General features: G+C 40.1%; 21 protein-coding genes. 4 read left to right on the forward strand and 17 right to left on the reverse strand.

The annotated features are described in order from the left end of the window. The first annotated feature begins 448 nt into the window (after positions 1-448). Positions 449-832 (forward strand): hypothetical protein, encoded by a 384-nt coding sequence (locus QWY93_RS06950; RefSeq protein WP_290247450.1) that lies wholly within the window; start codon positions 449-451, stop codon positions 830-832. 366 nt (positions 833-1,198) lie between these two features. Continuing rightward, complete coding sequence (locus QWY93_RS06955; protein ID WP_290247451.1) at positions 1,199-3,523, forward strand: TonB-dependent receptor; 2,325 nt, start codon at positions 1,199-1,201, stop codon at positions 3,521-3,523. A 299-nt stretch (positions 3,524-3,822) separates the two neighbouring features. On the opposite strand, the gene QWY93_RS06960 is transcribed toward QWY93_RS06955, so the two are convergent. From QWY93_RS06960 to QWY93_RS07015, 12 genes are all read right to left on the reverse strand, one after another. Continuing rightward, entirely contained in the window at positions 3,823-4,236 is a 414-nt protein-coding gene (locus tag QWY93_RS06960) for a VOC family protein (RefSeq protein ID WP_290247452.1), read from the reverse strand. A 160-nt stretch (positions 4,237-4,396) separates the two neighbouring features. Next, positions 4,397-4,849: an aminoglycoside 6'-N-acetyltransferase gene (aac(6'), locus tag QWY93_RS06965; RefSeq protein WP_290247453.1), complete on the reverse strand. Its 453-nt coding sequence runs from the start codon at positions 4,847-4,849 to the stop codon at positions 4,397-4,399. A 183-nt stretch (positions 4,850-5,032) separates the two neighbouring features. After that, positions 5,033-5,425 (reverse strand): MotA/TolQ/ExbB proton channel family protein, encoded by a 393-nt coding sequence (locus tag QWY93_RS06970; protein WP_290247454.1) that lies wholly within the window; start codon positions 5,423-5,425, stop codon positions 5,033-5,035. 33 nt (positions 5,426-5,458) lie between these two features. Beyond that, positions 5,459-5,764, reverse strand: a complete 306-nt coding sequence (locus tag QWY93_RS06975; RefSeq protein ID WP_290247455.1) for a hypothetical protein — start codon at positions 5,762-5,764, stop codon at positions 5,459-5,461. A gap of 216 nt (positions 5,765-5,980) precedes the next feature. After that, the gene (locus QWY93_RS06980) at positions 5,981-6,367 is read right to left on the reverse strand and encodes a putative quinol monooxygenase (RefSeq protein WP_290247456.1); all 387 of its coding nucleotides are present in this window, start codon (positions 6,365-6,367) and stop codon (positions 5,981-5,983) included. A gap of 312 nt (positions 6,368-6,679) precedes the next feature. After that, complete coding sequence (locus tag QWY93_RS06985; protein ID WP_290248799.1) at positions 6,680-7,852, reverse strand: IS91 family transposase; 1,173 nt, start codon at positions 7,850-7,852, stop codon at positions 6,680-6,682. After that, positions 7,852-8,661 (reverse strand): tyrosine-type recombinase/integrase, encoded by an 810-nt coding sequence (locus QWY93_RS06990; protein WP_290246662.1) that lies wholly within the window; start codon positions 8,659-8,661, stop codon positions 7,852-7,854. The genes QWY93_RS06985 and QWY93_RS06990 overlap by 1 nt, the downstream gene beginning before the upstream one ends. A 302-nt stretch (positions 8,662-8,963) precedes the next feature. After that, complete coding sequence (locus QWY93_RS06995) at positions 8,964-9,341, reverse strand: DUF805 domain-containing protein (protein ID WP_290247457.1); 378 nt, start codon at positions 9,339-9,341, stop codon at positions 8,964-8,966. Positions 9,342-9,749: 408 nt separating this feature from the next. After that, complete coding sequence (locus QWY93_RS07000; protein ID WP_290247458.1) at positions 9,750-10,253, reverse strand: SRPBCC family protein; 504 nt, start codon at positions 10,251-10,253, stop codon at positions 9,750-9,752. Next, positions 10,243-10,584: an ArsR/SmtB family transcription factor gene (locus QWY93_RS07005; protein WP_290247459.1), complete on the reverse strand. Its 342-nt coding sequence runs from the start codon at positions 10,582-10,584 to the stop codon at positions 10,243-10,245. Before QWY93_RS07005 ends, QWY93_RS07000 begins: the two co-directional genes overlap by 11 nt. Positions 10,585-10,974: 390 nt before the next feature. Next, entirely contained in the window at positions 10,975-11,853 is an 879-nt protein-coding gene (locus QWY93_RS07010; RefSeq protein ID WP_290247460.1) for an SDR family oxidoreductase, read from the reverse strand. Positions 11,854-11,897: 44 nt separating this feature from the next. Next, on the reverse strand, positions 11,898-12,533 hold the full coding sequence (locus tag QWY93_RS07015) for an NAD(P)H-dependent oxidoreductase (RefSeq protein WP_290247461.1): 636 nt from the start codon (positions 12,531-12,533) through the stop codon (positions 11,898-11,900). A 113-nt stretch (positions 12,534-12,646) separates the two neighbouring features. Between QWY93_RS07015 and QWY93_RS07020 the strand changes: the two genes are divergently transcribed. Further along, positions 12,647-13,003, forward strand: a complete 357-nt coding sequence (locus QWY93_RS07020; protein ID WP_290247462.1) for a winged helix-turn-helix transcriptional regulator — start codon at positions 12,647-12,649, stop codon at positions 13,001-13,003. A 138-nt stretch (positions 13,004-13,141) separates the two neighbouring features. On the opposite strand, the gene QWY93_RS07025 is transcribed toward QWY93_RS07020, so the two are convergent. From QWY93_RS07025 to QWY93_RS07040, 4 genes are all read right to left on the reverse strand, one after another. Then, a complete protein-coding gene (locus QWY93_RS07025; protein ID WP_290247463.1) occupies positions 13,142-13,939 on the reverse strand; it encodes a LuxR C-terminal-related transcriptional regulator in 798 nt (265 codons plus the stop codon). Between the two features lie 282 nt (positions 13,940-14,221). Continuing rightward, complete coding sequence (locus tag QWY93_RS07030) at positions 14,222-14,833, reverse strand: hypothetical protein (protein ID WP_290247464.1); 612 nt, start codon at positions 14,831-14,833, stop codon at positions 14,222-14,224. 224 nt (positions 14,834-15,057) lie between these two features. Beyond that, complete coding sequence (locus QWY93_RS07035) at positions 15,058-15,402, reverse strand: YciI family protein (RefSeq protein ID WP_290247465.1); 345 nt, start codon at positions 15,400-15,402, stop codon at positions 15,058-15,060. A gap of 23 nt (positions 15,403-15,425) precedes the next feature. After that, on the reverse strand, positions 15,426-15,860 hold the full coding sequence (locus QWY93_RS07040) for a hypothetical protein (RefSeq protein ID WP_290247466.1): 435 nt from the start codon (positions 15,858-15,860) through the stop codon (positions 15,426-15,428). Positions 15,861-16,177: 317 nt separating this feature from the next. Here QWY93_RS07040 and QWY93_RS07045 point away from each other — a divergent pair, with 317 nt between their 5' ends. After that, on the forward strand, positions 16,178-16,615 hold the full coding sequence (locus QWY93_RS07045) for a hypothetical protein (RefSeq protein ID WP_290247467.1): 438 nt from the start codon (positions 16,178-16,180) through the stop codon (positions 16,613-16,615). Positions 16,616-16,623: 8 nt separating this feature from the next. Here QWY93_RS07045 and QWY93_RS07050 read toward each other — a convergent pair whose 3' ends face one another. Further along, positions 16,624-16,938, reverse strand: coding sequence for a hypothetical protein (locus QWY93_RS07050; RefSeq protein WP_290247468.1), 315 nt, complete (start codon positions 16,936-16,938; stop codon positions 16,624-16,626). Positions 16,939-17,122: the final 184 nt, after the last annotated feature.

Below are 17,122 nucleotides of genomic sequence, written 5' to 3' on the forward strand. Positions count from 1 at the left end.
CGGTTCGTATTTCCTAACATAAGACCCAAGACCCTATATTGAGCACTTTTGATAAACCCAATTCGATTTAAAATCGTCATTGAGAGATTAATATTTCATGATATAAAAGGACTGTATGAACCATGGTTCAAAGCGTTGCCATATCTCCCCGGCAAGGAAATCTATAATGTAACCTTAATAGATAAAAATACTCCATACCTAGGGATAACATATGCCATTCACATCAAGGGTGGGATTTGTAAGGCGGAAGCCTAATAAGCCCCAACTTTCAAGGACGGTTAAGGCAATAATCCTGTCCTTTTTTGTCGAATTCAGGATGTTACTAATATATAGCCCCTTGATACTAAAAATTGATCTTTATCAGTTTCTGTTCTGATTTTCAATCCATTAAAACAATTTCCAATTACCCGGAGCAAGAATAAAAATTTTTTCCACCTATATTTGTAGGATGAACAAAGTATTGTCCTGTATGTCCCACTTATTGCTGGTGCTTATGGTCATCAAAATTCTGACGGCCCCGGTAATTTATGTGGATTTTAAAATGCAACAGGACTATATCGCAAAGGTGCTTTGTATCAACAAAGACCAGCCTGAAATGCATTGTAATGGGCAATGTATATTGATGAAAAAACTCAATAAATCCGGTGCAGACCAAGATCAAGGTACCGAGCAAAACCCTTCCCAAAAACGGGCATTTGCTGAGCTTTTACCTAATACCAGCATCTTTACGTTTGCAGCGCAGGTAATTCCTGCTGACCATGTTTCATTTTTTGAGGACAACCTTCAGGAGGTTGACCTGGATACTTTTGTTCCACCACCTAGCTTGGGCTGAAACTTCCTTTTAAACCCTTTTTGGCCATTGTTTCCCAACAAGAGGATTTCGATTCTTCTTTCTTATGGGTAATGTGGGTTATTCATTTTATCTAAGTAAAATATTGCTCCCCTTTCACATAAATGGCTTCAAGGATTGAATGCCCAAATACATTATGGGGTCCCCTATAATAATAAGCCCCTTTTCTGGGCTGAAACGGGAAAACCATATTATACCAGGCATTCCTAATATCCTGATTTGGAGCTAAAATTCAATATTGGAATTTTACCATTCTGAAATAATGGTAAGGACCAATATTGGTCCATTTAGGTCGACCTCAGGTAAAATTAATATTCCATTCCTAAAAAATAAGCCCTCTCCATCCTTATGAAATACCTAATACAAATCGCTTTAATAACTTGTATCCAATTTGCAGCCATTGGGCAGGAAATCAGGGGAAAAATTATAGATGACCAATCCGGCTCACCAATCAGCGGTGCTGCCATCCAAGTGATTGGAAGCGAAAAAGGTACTGTTACGGATGCCCAAGGCCGATTTAGCTTAGAACAGCTACCGGAAAATAGCCAATTGAAAATTTCCTATTTGGGATATCTTAGCCAAAAGATTACCGTTTCTGGAAGCAAATCCCTTACCATCAGGCTGGAAGCTTCAGAAAAGCAAATGCAGGAAGTAGTGGTTACCGCCAACCGGGAAGCAAGTTTAAGGTCCGAGGTGCCCATCGCCATATCCAAAATATCCCCAAAAATCATCGAGGAAACCAAGGCCATCGCCCTTTATGAACTGGTCAATAAATCTCCCGGGGTATTGATGGTTAACCTTAACAATGAGCAGCATGCCATGGCCATCCGCCAACCCATGAATTATTCCAATTATTATCTTTATCTGGAGGATGGACTTCCCATCCGTCCAATGGGGGTTTTCAATCACAACGCTTTATTGGAAATCAACCAAATGGCTTTAGAAACCATTGAGGTGGTCAAAGGGCCGGTTTCTTCTATCTATGGACCTGAAGCTGTCGGTGGAGCGGTCAATTTCATTACTCAAAAACCCACCGCTGTTCCTACTGCTCAAATTGGATTCCAATTGGATCAGTTTGGCTATAAAAGGTTGCAATTTGGCGCAGGTGCACAAATGGGAAAATTCGGCATTTATGTGGGAGGTCTTACCAGCAAACAAAATGACAGCTGGATGGCCAATTCGGATTATGACAAGCACTCGGTCAATATACGGGCCGAATACCATTTCAAACCCCAAACCCGGTTGATCGGCACCCTGGCCTATGGAAATTATTTTTCCCAAACGGGCGGAAACGTGGACAGCATCGCATTTCACAGTCGTAAATATCCCAGCAATAATGATTTTACTTATAGGGAATCCATTGCACTTAGAACCCGCTTGACTTTGGAACAGGATTGGAGTGGCACCTCAAAAAGTTTCCTTACCCTATTTCACCGGGACAATGAAATGTGCCAAAACCCCTCATACCGCATCCGCTGGAACCAGGGTTCCACTACCGCCACCGGGGAAATCAATGCCAATAAATTCAAAAGTTATGGTTTGCTGACCCAACACAGCAAAAGGTGGTCCTTGCTGGATTCCAGATTGATGGTAGGAGGGATGTTGGATATTTCTCCCAATTATTACCAAGCCCACCAGATTGAACTTAATGCCATCATGAGGCCTGATGGGCTATCAGTAGAACGATATGAATTGGAGAAGGAAAGGCCTGATATTGTAAGGGCAGATTATGAAGCCCTGATCAGAAACAGTGCGGGTTATTTGCAATTTGATTTTAGTCCATTTTCGGCAATGAGAATTTCCACCGGACTTCGATATGACCGGATGTTCTTTACCTATGACAATTACCTCGATGAAAGCAGTGGGGAAAAAGCTTATCAACAGGTGACTCCAAAAATGGGCTTGACCTATGATTTTGGAAAAGACAAAGGAATCTATGCCAACTATTCCCAGGGCTTTGCCCCTCCGGGATTAACTGCCATTTTCCGCAAGAAAAATGGATCAGATGAATTTTACTATAACCTGGAACCTGCCCAATTCCAAAATTATGAAATCGGAGGATGGGCATCCTATTGGGAAAATAAATTGTACATAGATCTGGCCCTTTACCAAATGGACGGAAGGCATGAATTATTGAGTATCCGCCAGGCCGATGGATCCACAGATTATCAATCTGCCGGAAAGACCCTCCACCGCGGCTTTGAACTCGGCATTACTGCCAAACCCAATGATCAACTGCAATTCCGATGGAGTGGTACTTCCGCCCTGCACCGTTTTGAAGATTTTCAGATCAATGAAGATGGTTCCAAAGGAGTGGAAAACCTGGCAGGCTTTGAAATGCCTTCCTCTCCAAGGTGGATATGGAATACAGAACTCCGTTATCAACCCAACTGGCTGCCCAACTTTCGTTCTTCCTTGGAATGGCAACATGTTTCCGGTTGGTACCAAAACCAGGTCAATACCGTCAGCTATGATGGCTATGAAGTACTGAATTTAAGATGGGGTTATCAGTGGAAAGGCTTAGAGCTTTTTACCAATATCATGAACCTGACCGATGCCCTATATGCTTATAATGTTTCCTCAAATAATTCAGGGAATAGAACTAACTATTCCCCGGCAGCACCAAGAACCTTTGTAATGGGATTGCAGTACCGGTTTGTAGGGAAGAAGTAGATTTTGAGTCATCAGTCGACTGCCACAGTCGTCCTTCATCCTCCCTCGCATTGAAGTCTCGCCAAGGCTGGCGATATTGATTTACCGTTTCCTACTAAAAAATACCCTAATTCAGGTATTTTTCTAACAGGGAGCTAATTAATTTGCCTAAGGGTTGGGGAAATGAGGTAGATTTCTTAATCTTCAAATAGCGCTCAGGGATAAAATAGTTATTACATTATTCCGGTTGCACCACTAACAAGGGCTACTTTTGTTGTCATAATCCAAAGGGTTTGTAGGTGCAATAATTGGGATCATTATTATCCCCGGTATTCACTTATCTCAAATAAATGACCATCCGGATCTCGAAAAAAACATCTGGTTTCAGCTCCTCTTACAAATGGGGGCGTAATAAATTCAGCTCCCCTCTCTTTTAATATTTCGTAGGATTTATGGCAATCTTTCACTCGAATGGTATAAGAATGGCTGACTTTATTTTTAATTTCCGGAACAACAAAATGAACATCAGGCTTGTCTTGGGTTGGACCTCCAGGAGTAACCAGTAAAAGCCAATTCCCCAAAAATTCCAAAACCAATGAGTCCCCGCCATATTCCCTGAAAATTTTTGCTCCCAAGACATCCACATAAAAAGTTTTGGATTTAGCCATATCGGATACCACCAATATGGTAGTTAAAGCTGAGTCTTCAAATGGGTTGTTTGGCTTGTCAATCATATCTGAAAATAATAAACGGTATGGCCCATAAGTAGTTGTGTAGTTAGCGCTTATCTACGGCCCAGAAACACACCAAGGGGAAAAAGCATTCCCATAATCACCACTGAAACCAGACTGAGCTCCTTCTGTGGTCAAATTGCTTATTTTTTTGATACTGGCTTTATTTTAAATTCTTCAAAAAGTGCACTACTTCCTCTTCTTCCCAAAATCCTACTCTCTTATGAAACTCCCTGGATTCCTTGTCATTTAACCAAGTATCAGAACCTATTTGAGTACATCCTTTTTCTTTGCACCAAAATTCACCAATTCGCAAAAATTCCTTGGCCATACCCATTTTTCTAAATTCAGCCTCCACAAAAATTCCTTCTAAATAACCCGTTGGTGATTTTTCTGCACCTTCTACGTAATCAGTCCTTATGGAGAATATTGAAAACCCTACACACTTACCCTTCGGATCTTTTGCGATTAGAATATTATATTTTTCCGATTGAGTAGTCTGCTTAAGGAGATTTTCTAGTTGGGCTTTATCAAAATCCTTCCATAGTTTTTGACTCATCTTAAGAAGTTGGTCAAAATCCGAATTCTCAAATTGGAAATATGCTATTCGTTTCATCTTTGTTTTGTTGGCTGATATGGTTTTTTTCGGTATGAAACGATGGGGAAAGCGGACTGGGGTCGTATCCACCCACCCCAAAAGATGATGGGCAATGCTATTAAGTTTTCTCTTGGAGGGGCAGATCGCTGAGGTTTATAAATAATTAAACTTAGCGGACTTTCGCTTCTTGGCGTGTAACCCTTATCCTAAATTAACTTTATCAATCGTTTTTGAAATGATCCGGTTTTGCTTTGTTTCTTTTAATATACCCCAAATTATCAAGGAAATTACCAGAACAGCCAATCCAATTATTATTGATGTATAAGAACTTTTTATCCCATTAGCTACAATAGAGGGAGAAATATCACCTGCATGTGAGAAAGCATCAAAAGTACGCATCATATTCAATATCGGTCCTAAGATTCCTAAAAGTAAAGCAATGATCCCCATCAACCAGATCTCAAAAATACCAACAGCCTCCGGATTTTTTGTTTGGCGTAATTTCAAAAGTTTGATAAATCCAACAACGATAACAATCAAGCCGCAGGAAAGAGGCAGCCATGCATAAGGAGCCAAATCAAATAATTCCATCATCCTAATAAAATTTTAACCATGTTTTTTTATCCCTCAGAATGCTGAAAGCTTTTCCATAAACGACATTCCTTCGATTGCTTTATGATCTGAGATGGGCTCGGTTTTGATTTCCGTGAAATAGGTATCATAAACGGTCGCTCGTTCATGCTGCAAAGGAGTTGCACAAAAGCACATCTCTGTCCAATTAATTTTGCCACGCTCGTCTATGGTTGCTCTTTTCATCGAACTCACGATTTCAGGTCCATCCGGACGTTGTTTTTCTATCGTTCCATCTGTAAGTTTTTGATAAAACTCTCGTGCCTTATCGAAATTGAATTTTGCCTTTACTTGATAGATCATTACCCTACATCCTATTATTGAGAAATTTGAATTTCTTATGCTTCTATATATTTGGAAAGTTTGAATCGGTTTGCAGCTACCTGAAGGTGGCGATTTCGAAGAACTTCACTGTCACTTGCACCAAACTTTGATGGATGCACAAAGCTTGATTTAAAGACTGAACCGCCACTTTTGGGTAGGTGCTGTTATAGGGAGTTTATTTTCATTGTTGTTCGTTCATTTTGAATTCGATACCTTTTTTAAAGTATTAGGTTGAAAGTCATCACAGAGGTCCTTGACTTTGGCAGCAAAACTTTTAAACTCATTGCTTTCCCGCCATACCTGAATTGACTTTTCATTGTCCCAAGGTCCAAAGGAGATAAATCTCAAAGGATTTTTTTCATCTTGTAACAGATAAGCTTTTCCTGGGCCAGAGATGTTTTTTTCTGTCCAATTAGCAAATTCGTTCCACTCATTAATAAATTCTTTTTCTTTTCCAGGCTTTACTGTCCAAATGCCCAATGTATAAATGTCTTTAGGTTCGTTGTTATTTCCCATTTTACAATTAGTTAAGAGAGTTAACATTAAAATTAGCGGGATTAAATACTTTTTAGTCAGCTTCATTGTTTTTGCTTCTTTAAATGCACTACAACGTAAAGTGTTTTAAACGCAATCTAGGCAAAAAATAAACTATTTTCTTAAGACTATCAAGATTGCGTTTAAAACATAGTTGGACGGAGCCGGTGAACTGCTATGGGCATTTGTCTTTCATGGATCTTTTCTTGGCGGGAGTTTTCAGGAGGTTCTTTGGTTTCGCTGTTTAAAGCTTCTAGTTTGATTGATGGTTTTGCTGGAAAAAGGCATATTTTTCCCTGGGAAACCTTTTCCCTCCAATCTGTTCTTCATGATGTCAATGAACGTCCCGTTTATAAAGTTTCAGGGGCCTTTTTCTTTTGGTGAAGCAATCCCGAACACCATTTTTCCCCGTTTACAGCAGGGGCAAAGGAAGAAGTCCGGGCCCAGTACCTCTTCAAGTATCTCGTAAGTGGTCAGTCCCTGGTAGAAGGAGATGTACCCTGTCTTTTTCAGCAAGCTGAAGCAGGTTTCCATTTTGGTCCTGCTGTTTGCCGAGGCCATGATCCCGTAGTACCTGATCTTGTAAAATCCAGAAGGGAGGATGTGCTGCATAAACCTCCTTACAAACTCGTGGCAGCTGAGGCTCATGGTCCTGTTCCTGTTGTCCCTGTAGTCCTTCCACCTGAAACTGACCGCTTTCCCATCAGTCCATTGGATCCTGCTGTTGCTGATGGCCACGCGGTGGGTATACCTTCCCAGATAGCTGACCACCTGGTTTGCCCCCCTGAAGGTCTTTTTGATGTAGACATGCCAAAACTTTGCATAGGCTTCCCGCCTGAGAAGCCTTGGGTCGGCAAACAGTTTTGCCTGCTTTTCCGGTATCCTGAGAAGGTTTCCTTCCAACGCCCTGATAAGTTTTTCCATAAATACGCCCCTGTAAATAGCTGACAGTGCCTTCACCGGAACAAAGAACTTTTTATGGGCGACGATCCACTCCTGCCCATCGCTGTCCAGTCCCCCGGCAGGAACAAGCATGTGGATATGTGGATGGTAGGACAGGGACTGTCCCCATGTATGCAGCACCGCCATACAGCCGCTTTCAACCCCCAGAAAAGCGGGGTTCAGGGCAGCCTTTTTCACTGCGGCCGAAGAGGCTTCAAACAGGAGCTTGTAACCATACCGCTGGTTGGTATAAAAAAGCGGCCTGAGAAAGTCCGGGACGGTGAACACTACGTGAAAGTACCTCACCGGCAGCAACCTGCTCCTGAGCTTTTCTACCCATACCTGCTGTTTGATATACTGGCACTTGGGACAATGGCGGTTCCGGCAGCTGTTATAGCTCGTTTTGGTATGGCCACAGCTGTCACATGCCAGGGTATGGGAACCCATTTCAGATGTCCTGCAGGAAATGATGTCCAGATAGGCCTTGTACTGGGCGGTACACGGGCTGTTTCCTGAAAGAAAGGATTCTTTCTGCCCCAGAAGGATATCGGAAAGTTCTACCCCGCTGTTCCTCTTGTTAAGGATATCCATCACAGCTCGTCCAGGGGACTTTTGATCTGTGCCGGATTCAAGTTGGTCACATGCAGGTAAACCGTAGTGGTCCTGAGGGATTTGTGGCCCAACAGCTCCTGGATTAACCTGACATTGGTTCCCTGCTCAAGAAGGTGCGTGGCAAAGGAGTGGCGAAGGGTATGGAAAGAAGCATGCTTTGTTACCCCTGCGCATTCCATGGCTTTTTTTAAAACGCACTGTGCACTCTTTTCACTGTGGGGTTTGCCAGGTGTCCGGCCTTCGAAAAGATAGGTTTTGGGCCGGTAGTACCTGTAGTATTCCCGGAGCCTTTCCAACAGCCCTTTTGGCAGCAGGGTATACCTGTCCTTATATCCCTTTCCTCCCCTTACTTTCAGCTGCATCCTGTCACTGTCGATATCACAGGGCTTCAGGCTGATCACCTCGTTCAGCCTCAGACCGGAGGCGTAGGTGAGGGCCAGCAGGCAATAATGCTTTCTGTTCCTTATGGAGTTCAGTATAAGGGATATCTCCTCTTTCGAAAAAACAGAAGGGAGGAGTTGGGGCCGTCTGGGCCGCTTGATTCTTACCGGATCCCAGCTCCTGCCCAGGACATCTTTGAAAAGTATTTTGAACGCACTGATGGTCTGATTCACCCCTGAAGGGGACATTTTGTTGACTTCGACCTTATGGAAAAGGTATTCCTTTAACTTACCAATACTGATCTGTTCGGGGATCTTTCCAAAATGTTTGGAAACTGCCGATACAAGGCTGATGTAGGTACTGATGGTCCTGGGGGAATAGTTCCTGACCAACATTTCCTCATACATCCGTTGACGAAGACTTTTTTTTCCATGATGTTATTTATTTAATGGTAAAACATGGAGTGAATTTAGGGTAAATCACTGAAAATAAATTGGTTAACTGTTCAAAATCAAATAGCTACCGACGTAGGAGGTTTTGTTCAACTCACTTATATATCCGGATTTTCCAGACTTATCCACCGTATTCGGTTGGATAAGTCCACCCTTACCCCACAATAATACCCCATCTCTTTTTCCAAAAAAATACCCGGATTCAGGTATTTTTATTCCAAAAGGTCCATAATTCAGGGGAAGGGGATAAGCAGTTTTTAGGCTTCTGCTGTGGCCATTTTTGGATTGTTGCCGTATTTATTGGGGTAGGGATCGCCATCGGCCACCATCAATATCAGCAACCATATGGCCCCGATAAAGGGAATAAAAGCAATCAGAACCAACCAAGCGCTTTTGCCTATATCGTGAAGCCTTCTTACCGTTACCCCCAGACTGGGAAGAAAAATGGCCAGCAAATAGGTCAGGAAGATCGGTCCATAGGTAAATGCTCCAATTGTCCAGCCAATTAGGTTGTCGAGTAAAACGGCCGCTATGCTGATCAAAATATTAAAAAGGGTAAACATCCAGTATTCTTTCCTTCTGGCCCGGCCCTTAAAATCAGCATACTGGTGTAATCCTTTCAGGTAATAGTACATGATCAATCTTTTTTGGGTTCAGTGGTAAATTTTGTTAACCGATAGTTACTGAGAAAGCCTAATGGCAAAAACCCATGTTATCCTTACCAAAAAATTCTCTTTTCAACTTCTCTAATTAATATTACAAAAAACATTTGTGAATTACCAGCCGAACGCAACAATACTAACCCTTTTTTATGTATTTTATACTATGTTTTTTGTATTTCGAAAAATATACTTCAAAATCAAAACACGATATCTCCCATCCAGGATAGCCGGTTTTAGGGATATTTACCTGGCAGAACAGGAAACTTTGAACTTACATGGATTACCGGATTTATTCCAGGTTACCATTTTTCAAAAAATACATCCAAAAAAAGGAGACTTTTAAAGCCTCCTAATTAGGGTACAGACACTATTGGTATCCATTTACTTCGCCAAAGCTTGTTGCTCTAGCAATTCATCCAGATTTTCATGGCCCGCAGCAAATCCTTCCTGGAAGCCCATTTCAACGATTTTTTCCAAATCAGCTTCAGAAGAAAAGGTGATATCCACCTTTACCAGGGTTTTCCGGTCCTTGGCCTCAAACTGGACATCCCAATACATCTGGGGCATTTCATCAGTGATTTGACCATTTTCATCACAAAAAGCATCCTGACCTGCATAACGGTTTGGTGGATCTACTATTTTAAAATCAGCCCGGCTCCAATGTTTTTCCCCTTCCGGACCTTTCATGCAGTACAACCAATGGCCTCCTTCCCTGAAATCCATCTTTTTGGTTTTCGCTTTCCAGGGTTTGGGAGCCCACCATTGATCCAGCTGGGCAGGTTCCGTCCAGGCTTTCCAGACTACCTCCAGGGGAGCATTAAACTCCCTTTCCACTAAAATTTTCCGGTTTGCAAGGTCTTTTTTAAAATTGGTCTTATTCATCATCTTGCTCATTTAATGGGTCTAATAATGGGTCTAATAAATCATCCAATTGCTGGAACCTGTTCCTCCACATTTTTTGGAAAGGCTCCATCCAAATAGCAATTTCCGCCAGCTTTTCGGGCTGAAGCTGACAATATCTTTCCCTGCCATCCTTTTTGATCCTGATCACTTCACATTCTTCCAAAATTTTAACATGCAGGGAAACCGCCTGCCTGCTCATTTCAAAATGGGAAGCAAGAGAATTCAGATTCTGTGGCCGGTTGATTAATTGGGAAAGAATGCCCCGCCTGGTCGGATCTGCTATTGCCTGAAATACATCTCTTCGGGTTTCCATCTTTATTATTCCTTGCTTCTGTAAATTTATATGCAAGTATTTACTTGCGCAAATTTTAACCTGTTAATTTTCAATTAAATTGCATAAAAAAATCCCATCAGCTTCAAGGCCAATGGGATTTCCCGAATTATTGCGAAGCAAAACCAATTCAATAACTTGATCATAAATTGCTTTGCCCTTTAATATCCTTTATAAGTTCAGCTCTTTCAAAAAACGTCACTGCGAGGTTTGGAAAGGTGAAAACCGCAACCATCCCGACTATCCTAATACCTAACAGGCAGCTCACATCCTATTCCCCACGCGCACAAGGGTTCTTGCCATAGGCATCCCTTTGGGGATGGATGCTTGATCCATAACCCGGCCTTTTATTACCGAACTCAGGTTGAACGCTTAATTATTGGAATAAACCCGGGATAAAAACTCCCTGACTGAAACTGGTTTTTTCCCGGTAATTTTAAAGATATTTTGGTAAGTATCAGTGAATTCTCCTTCTTTAAATGCTCCGGCAAAACCGGCAAACATCCCGGCAAATTCATCAGTAACCCCGGCATTTTTAAGGGCTTGAAGGTATTCCTCTTCAGAAGGGGAATGGTAACTGATATTTTTGCCGGTAATCTCAGTCAATATTTTTGCAATCTCCTCAAAAGAAAGGGCTTCCTCATTGTTTATTACAAACTCTTTATTTTCATACCCTTCACCGCTCAGGACTTCCACAGCTACATTAGCCATATCCTCCCGAAGGGTAAAACTCACTGGAGCATCACCTGCCGGTAAATAGATCGTTCCAGTCTCCAATACTTTCTCGCCCATAAAGGCAGGCAACAGATCCATATATATGCCATGTTGCAACAGGGTATAATTCATGCCTGATTCCAATATCGCCTTTTCCGTTTTCAAATGGCTTTCCGCCACCGCAGCAATAGGAGAGCTTTCGGTTTCATTTTTCCTTTGAAAACTGGTATAAACTATATACTTCACCCCGGCTTCTTTGGCTGAATTGACTACATTCAAATGCAGTGGGGTCCGGTTTTGAATCTCACTGCCGGAAACAAAATATAATTTATCAATTCCTTTAAATGCAGCCAGTAAGCTTTCCTTATCTTCATAATTCCCTACCCGGATTTCCACTCCTTTTTCCTTAAGATCCGTGGCCTTTTCCGGATCCCTTACCAATACGGCTAAATCTTCTACCCCATTATCCAGCAATTTCTCGGTAACCATTCCGCCCAGGGCCCCGGTAGCTCCTGTAATTAAGATGCTGTTTTTCATTTCACTTGAATTTTAGTTGTTATTTAAATCTTTGCATGGAGCTATTAAAAAGATGGCTCCATAAAAAACTCCTCTTTGGAGGTTCTTACCTTTTTCATATTGACCAGCCAATCCTTATTTTCATCCCAGTATCCCAGGGGCAATAAAAGCACACTTTTGAGGCCTTTATCCTTTAAATCCAACAGCTCGTCCAAAGCTTCCGGATCAAAACCTTCCATGGGTGTGGCATCCACTTTTTGTTCTGCTGCTGCCGCAATGGCCAATCCAAAAGCAATATAAGCCTGCTTGGCCGCATGATGGGCATGCCATTCTTCAGATTTTTGGCTATACATGCCCCAAAGGTTATTTCTATAATCATCCATGGTATTGGATGGAAGCCCTCTTTGGTTTAATGTTTTCTTGAAAACCGAATCAATTTTGTTTTCGGTATAATTATCCCAGGCAGCAAAGATCAGCAGATGGGATGCATCTGTGATTTGGCTTTGCCCCATGGCTATGGGCTTTATTTTTTCTTTTAACTCCGGATCACTTATGACCAAAACACGGTAAGGTTGTAAACCTGAAGAGGAGGGTGCCAGACGGGCTGCTTCCAATATATAATTCAGTTTTTCCTCTGGGATGGTTTCCCCATTCATTTTTTTGGTTGCATAACGCCAATGCAAATTATCTAATAAGCTCATACTCTATTTTCTTTTTTGTTTTATGACGTCTCAAAATTACATATATTTGCTATACAAAAGTAAGCACTATACTTTTGTATATCGGTATACAAAAGTATAGCAACCTAATTCTTATGGAAAAAACAATCGACAAAGAAAAACTTCCTTTATGTTCGGGAGAATATGTCCTGGCAGTGAAGGATACCATGAATGTGATCAGCGGCAAATGGAAATTGCCCATTATCGGTTCCCTTAGTTATGGGGTAAAACGCTTCAAAGAGCTGGAAAGGGAAATCCAAAAAATCACCCCCCGCATGTTATCCAAGGAATTAAAAGAGTTGGAACTGAACAGTATTGTAAAAAGAACAGTTCATGATACCACACCTGTGACGGTAGAGTATGAATTGACCCCATCGGGAAAAAAAATCAAGCGGGTACTGGATGCCATGGTTGCTTGGGGCTTAGAGCATAGGGAAAATGTAATGGGTTAGCCTTCCAAAGCCAATCCATTACATTTGCTGTTTTAGAAGAGGTCAGGTGGTTTTGAACTGCTTTCGGTTTTTTCCTTTTGCCTTTAGGTATATCTCTAATTGGGCAGTTCAACCCTTCCTTCTCCTACTTTATTAACCTTAAATCAATCCTTCCAATAGGCATTTGGCCACCAATTCTGTGGTGGTGTTTATCCCCGTTTTCCTTAAAATATTCCTTCGGTGGGTTTGGATGGTATGAAGAGATAGGTTCAGGATTTTGGCCATTTCATTTGGACTTTGCCCATTGGCCAACATGCTGACAATTTGAGCTTCCCTTTTGGTCAACAATTTTGTCAGGGTATCATCTTGTGTTTCAGCATTATCAGGATCAAATATTCCAGGTTCAGGGTCAATATTGTAATAGGATTGTTTCCCATTTAAACTTAAAAATGATAATTTATCATTTTTGGTCAAACCCAAATGAGTGATATCAGTATGAACACTTAAAACATGCTCAATCTTTCCCTTTTCCGACACAGAAAGCGCATTGATTTGCAATAACATGGTACGGATTTGACCCTTTTTGTTTTTGATTTTATAAAAATACATGATCTTGTAAAAGGGCAAATCTTCTGGTTTTACAAAATTTTCAAAAAAGTCCTGCAATACCATTTCCTTCTTTTTGACCATTTCCATTTCCTCAGGCAAAATAGAGCCCAGCAACTTTTGTATGGAGGCCTCCTCGGGTTTAACTCCCAAAAATTCCTCTACATTGGGATGAACATAGTCCAATTCAAAATTATGCATGTTCATTATGAAATAGAAGAAGGAACCTGGTGTGAATAATGCAGCTATATGTTTTAACTGGTCAATGGCCTGATAGGGTTTATAATTATCAACTCGGTCCACATACCCCTCTTTCCATTGATTGAGCAGTTTTTCTATACTATTTTCCATTGATTGGCGAATTTATTGCTGTAATTGAACCTGCAAATATACCAATTTCAGAAAATAATCACCTGAAACTTAGCCAGATTGATTCAGAAATTTCAGGAAAAATCATTTATCCTCAATAAATGGCAGTTGGCTAACATCTAATGTCAACTTATTGATATTGTGATTTTTGGGTGATTTATTTCTAAATTACAATTCCGCAACTGCAGTACTTAATATTGGTTTTTATTTAGATTTTATGACAAGTATTTTTTACATATTTTAAAATGACTTACATCATTGATTTTAAAATTGTTTATCGCTAAGCCTGCTTAAGAACTCAGGATAACCCATGTTATCCATTTCTTCAAGTTGGCTTTCTCCTAAGATTTCCTGGACCAAACTGGTATCCAAATTCAAATCCTTTTCTCCAAACCATTCCAAACCGAAGGTAAACCAGGTTTTTCTAAAAACCTGGATCCGCGTATATTCCACCTGGCATCCAAATGGAGGAAATTGATCCATAGGAACCAATTGACAATGGCCATCTTGACCCTTTACCACTTTCATTCCCATTCTTGTTTTATGTACTGGGATCCAATTGTATTTTTTGTCCTGAATAATGGCTTTGGTTAATGGGTCATTGTTTACCGCATTAAAGCTCCACTTGACCCAGTCCTCAAAATATCCCAATGCTTTGGAAGTAAGCTTTCCTTTTTCCCTTTCCCCTAGGCGATGCTTGATTTCAATATTTCCTTCCCTCAATTTTACATTAATATCATGCTTATCAGGTAAAGGCAGGTAAAAATCAGTTCTGGAGGAAACTCCCTCCAAGGTGAGCCCCTGGGAAGAAAACCATTGGACGATTTCAGGATGTTTTTCTTTACTAAACCACCTTATTTCTTTGCTCCTAAACATAATCCAATTAGCTTATATTTTCAATCAACTAATTTACAATTTACCGGTATAAATCCGTATTAAAATCTTCTTTTTACCTCTATTGACTTTGTTTTTTTGCATTTTTGGGCTTCCTCATAAGGTTGGAGAATAATAAAAGTACCTGATAAAAGTCAATTTGATTGGAAGGAATTGGAAATATCATTTTGCAAGTTAAAATCAAAGGATATAGATAGGAAGGTCTGTTATAAGCTGCTGATTTCCCTAACCTCTATGGAAGTTCCTTTTCCTTCCAATACGGGGCAGCCTTTGGTAAGCTTAATGGCCTCATCATAGGACACTGCATGCACCAATATATAGCCCAACAAACAAACGTCTCCTTGCATATAAGGACCGGCATTAATTCCTCCCTGACCTTCCACAACCATTCCATCCAGGGTTAAATGGTTACCGCCCTCAGCTAATTTACCTTCCTTAGCCAAAGCACTGGTCCAATTCATCCATCGTATATTTCTGGTTTTAATTTCCTTATCCGTAACGGAAGTAACTGCTTCTTTTTTGGCCCGAATAAAAAAAACGTAAGTATTCATGTTTACCTTTTAAATACAAAAAATCAGTTCAACCAATTTTTTTTTAAGCTATAATTGGCCATCCAAACCATAAATATGGCCACAAGAATAATCAAAACCGGCATTACCACTGCAAGTGGTCCATACAAGTTAGGAGTTTTTGCGACAAAAAGACTATATGACATTTGAATTAAAACTGCTATCAAGGATACCCATAAAACAGGTTTAGACCATTTTTGCTTTAGCAACAATCCTATACACCCGAATACTCCACCAAAAACAGCAAAACCAAAGGCCAGAGTGGCCCAGGTAGGAAATGATTTATATATGCCTCTTTCCAGTTCAGTCATGCCAATCAAAGTGTCATCTGTGATATTTACATGCTGGATGAATGAACCCAGTCCCAATATATTCCAAATCAGCAAGAAAGTACTTACTGTCCAAAACCAAACAGGGATTTTCACATTTCTTGATTTCATGGCTTCTTTATTTAACGGGCATTAGATGTATTAATTTAAGGAAATTTACCTAATCTTCAGCTTACAAAATGATACAAACTCCCCCTTTATTTATCTCATTTACAATATATTACTGTTAATCTACTATTTCATTCATTAGACCTTAGTTTAAAGAGGAAATTTTTTTGGATTGGTATCGGCCAAAAAAGTCAAAGCTATCCTTATATTTATTACATTAAATTGAAAGTAAGTAATTAAAACCATAAAAGGGTGTTTTTACCCATTTATTTGGTATTAAAGTAAAATCCTTTTTAAAATAACGGAAAGAAAAATTTATTATGGAAAATAAGAAAGGAGCACCCCGTTTTCCCATGCCAATGAGAGGTCTCTTATTATTGGTAGGAATGTACACATTTGCCTGGGGTGCATTTTTCAAATGGTTTGGTGAACCACTATTGTCCTGGCTGGCAATACAAATTGAAACCCCCATTGCTACCAACACCAATGTTTTTGGATCTTTTGGCATGCTTATCGGTTTTTTGGTTTTCCTTAGTGCTTTTTACCCGATCAGCTGGCTGTATTTTATTTTGGCAGGAATAATTGGCAAATTAATATCCGGAGTTTGGTTTATTTTGGCTTATGGGGAACTGTTAGGGTTTAACAAAAGAACGCTTTTCCACCTTGGATTTAATGAATTCGCTGGAATGATCATATTATCAATAATTTTGATCCGGGCCCTGAAAGTCAAAAAATATTTAAAGACTCTTCCTGATTAGCAGGTCCATCAATCCAACAATAATATTAATAGAATGGTGATGATAATAATAGCACCAAGAGATAGGTAAACTCCTTTTTTTAAAGCCTTTGTTTCATTTTTTATATCTCTAAGTTCCTTTCTTAGCTCTTTCCTTTCAGCTTTATCCAGTTCTGAAAAATCCATCGCTTTGATTTCATTAATACGAAGGTTTATTTCTTCCAACCTTGCTTTTTCTTTCTCGGACAGTTCAATTTTTTCTTTCTTGTCCGTTTCTCCTTTGATTTCGGGTACAAAAGCGGTAAAACAAAACATTACCGCTAAGAAATAAGTAATTCTTTTCATATCAGTTTGTATTTATTACAAATGGTATTAAAATATACTATAAAAAAAATTTTTTTAAAACATTATTTTACTTTTTATGATTTTATAAATATTTATTAATTAGGATGGAATAATTTCAATTCCATTTCAATAAAAAAGCCCGGTAAATCACTTTACCGGGCCTTAATAAAAGGATTTGATCCTT

Source organism: Echinicola jeungdonensis (genome assembly GCF_030409905.1).
Taxonomy (GTDB): Bacteria; Bacteroidota; Bacteroidia; order Cytophagales; family Cyclobacteriaceae; genus Echinicola; species Echinicola jeungdonensis.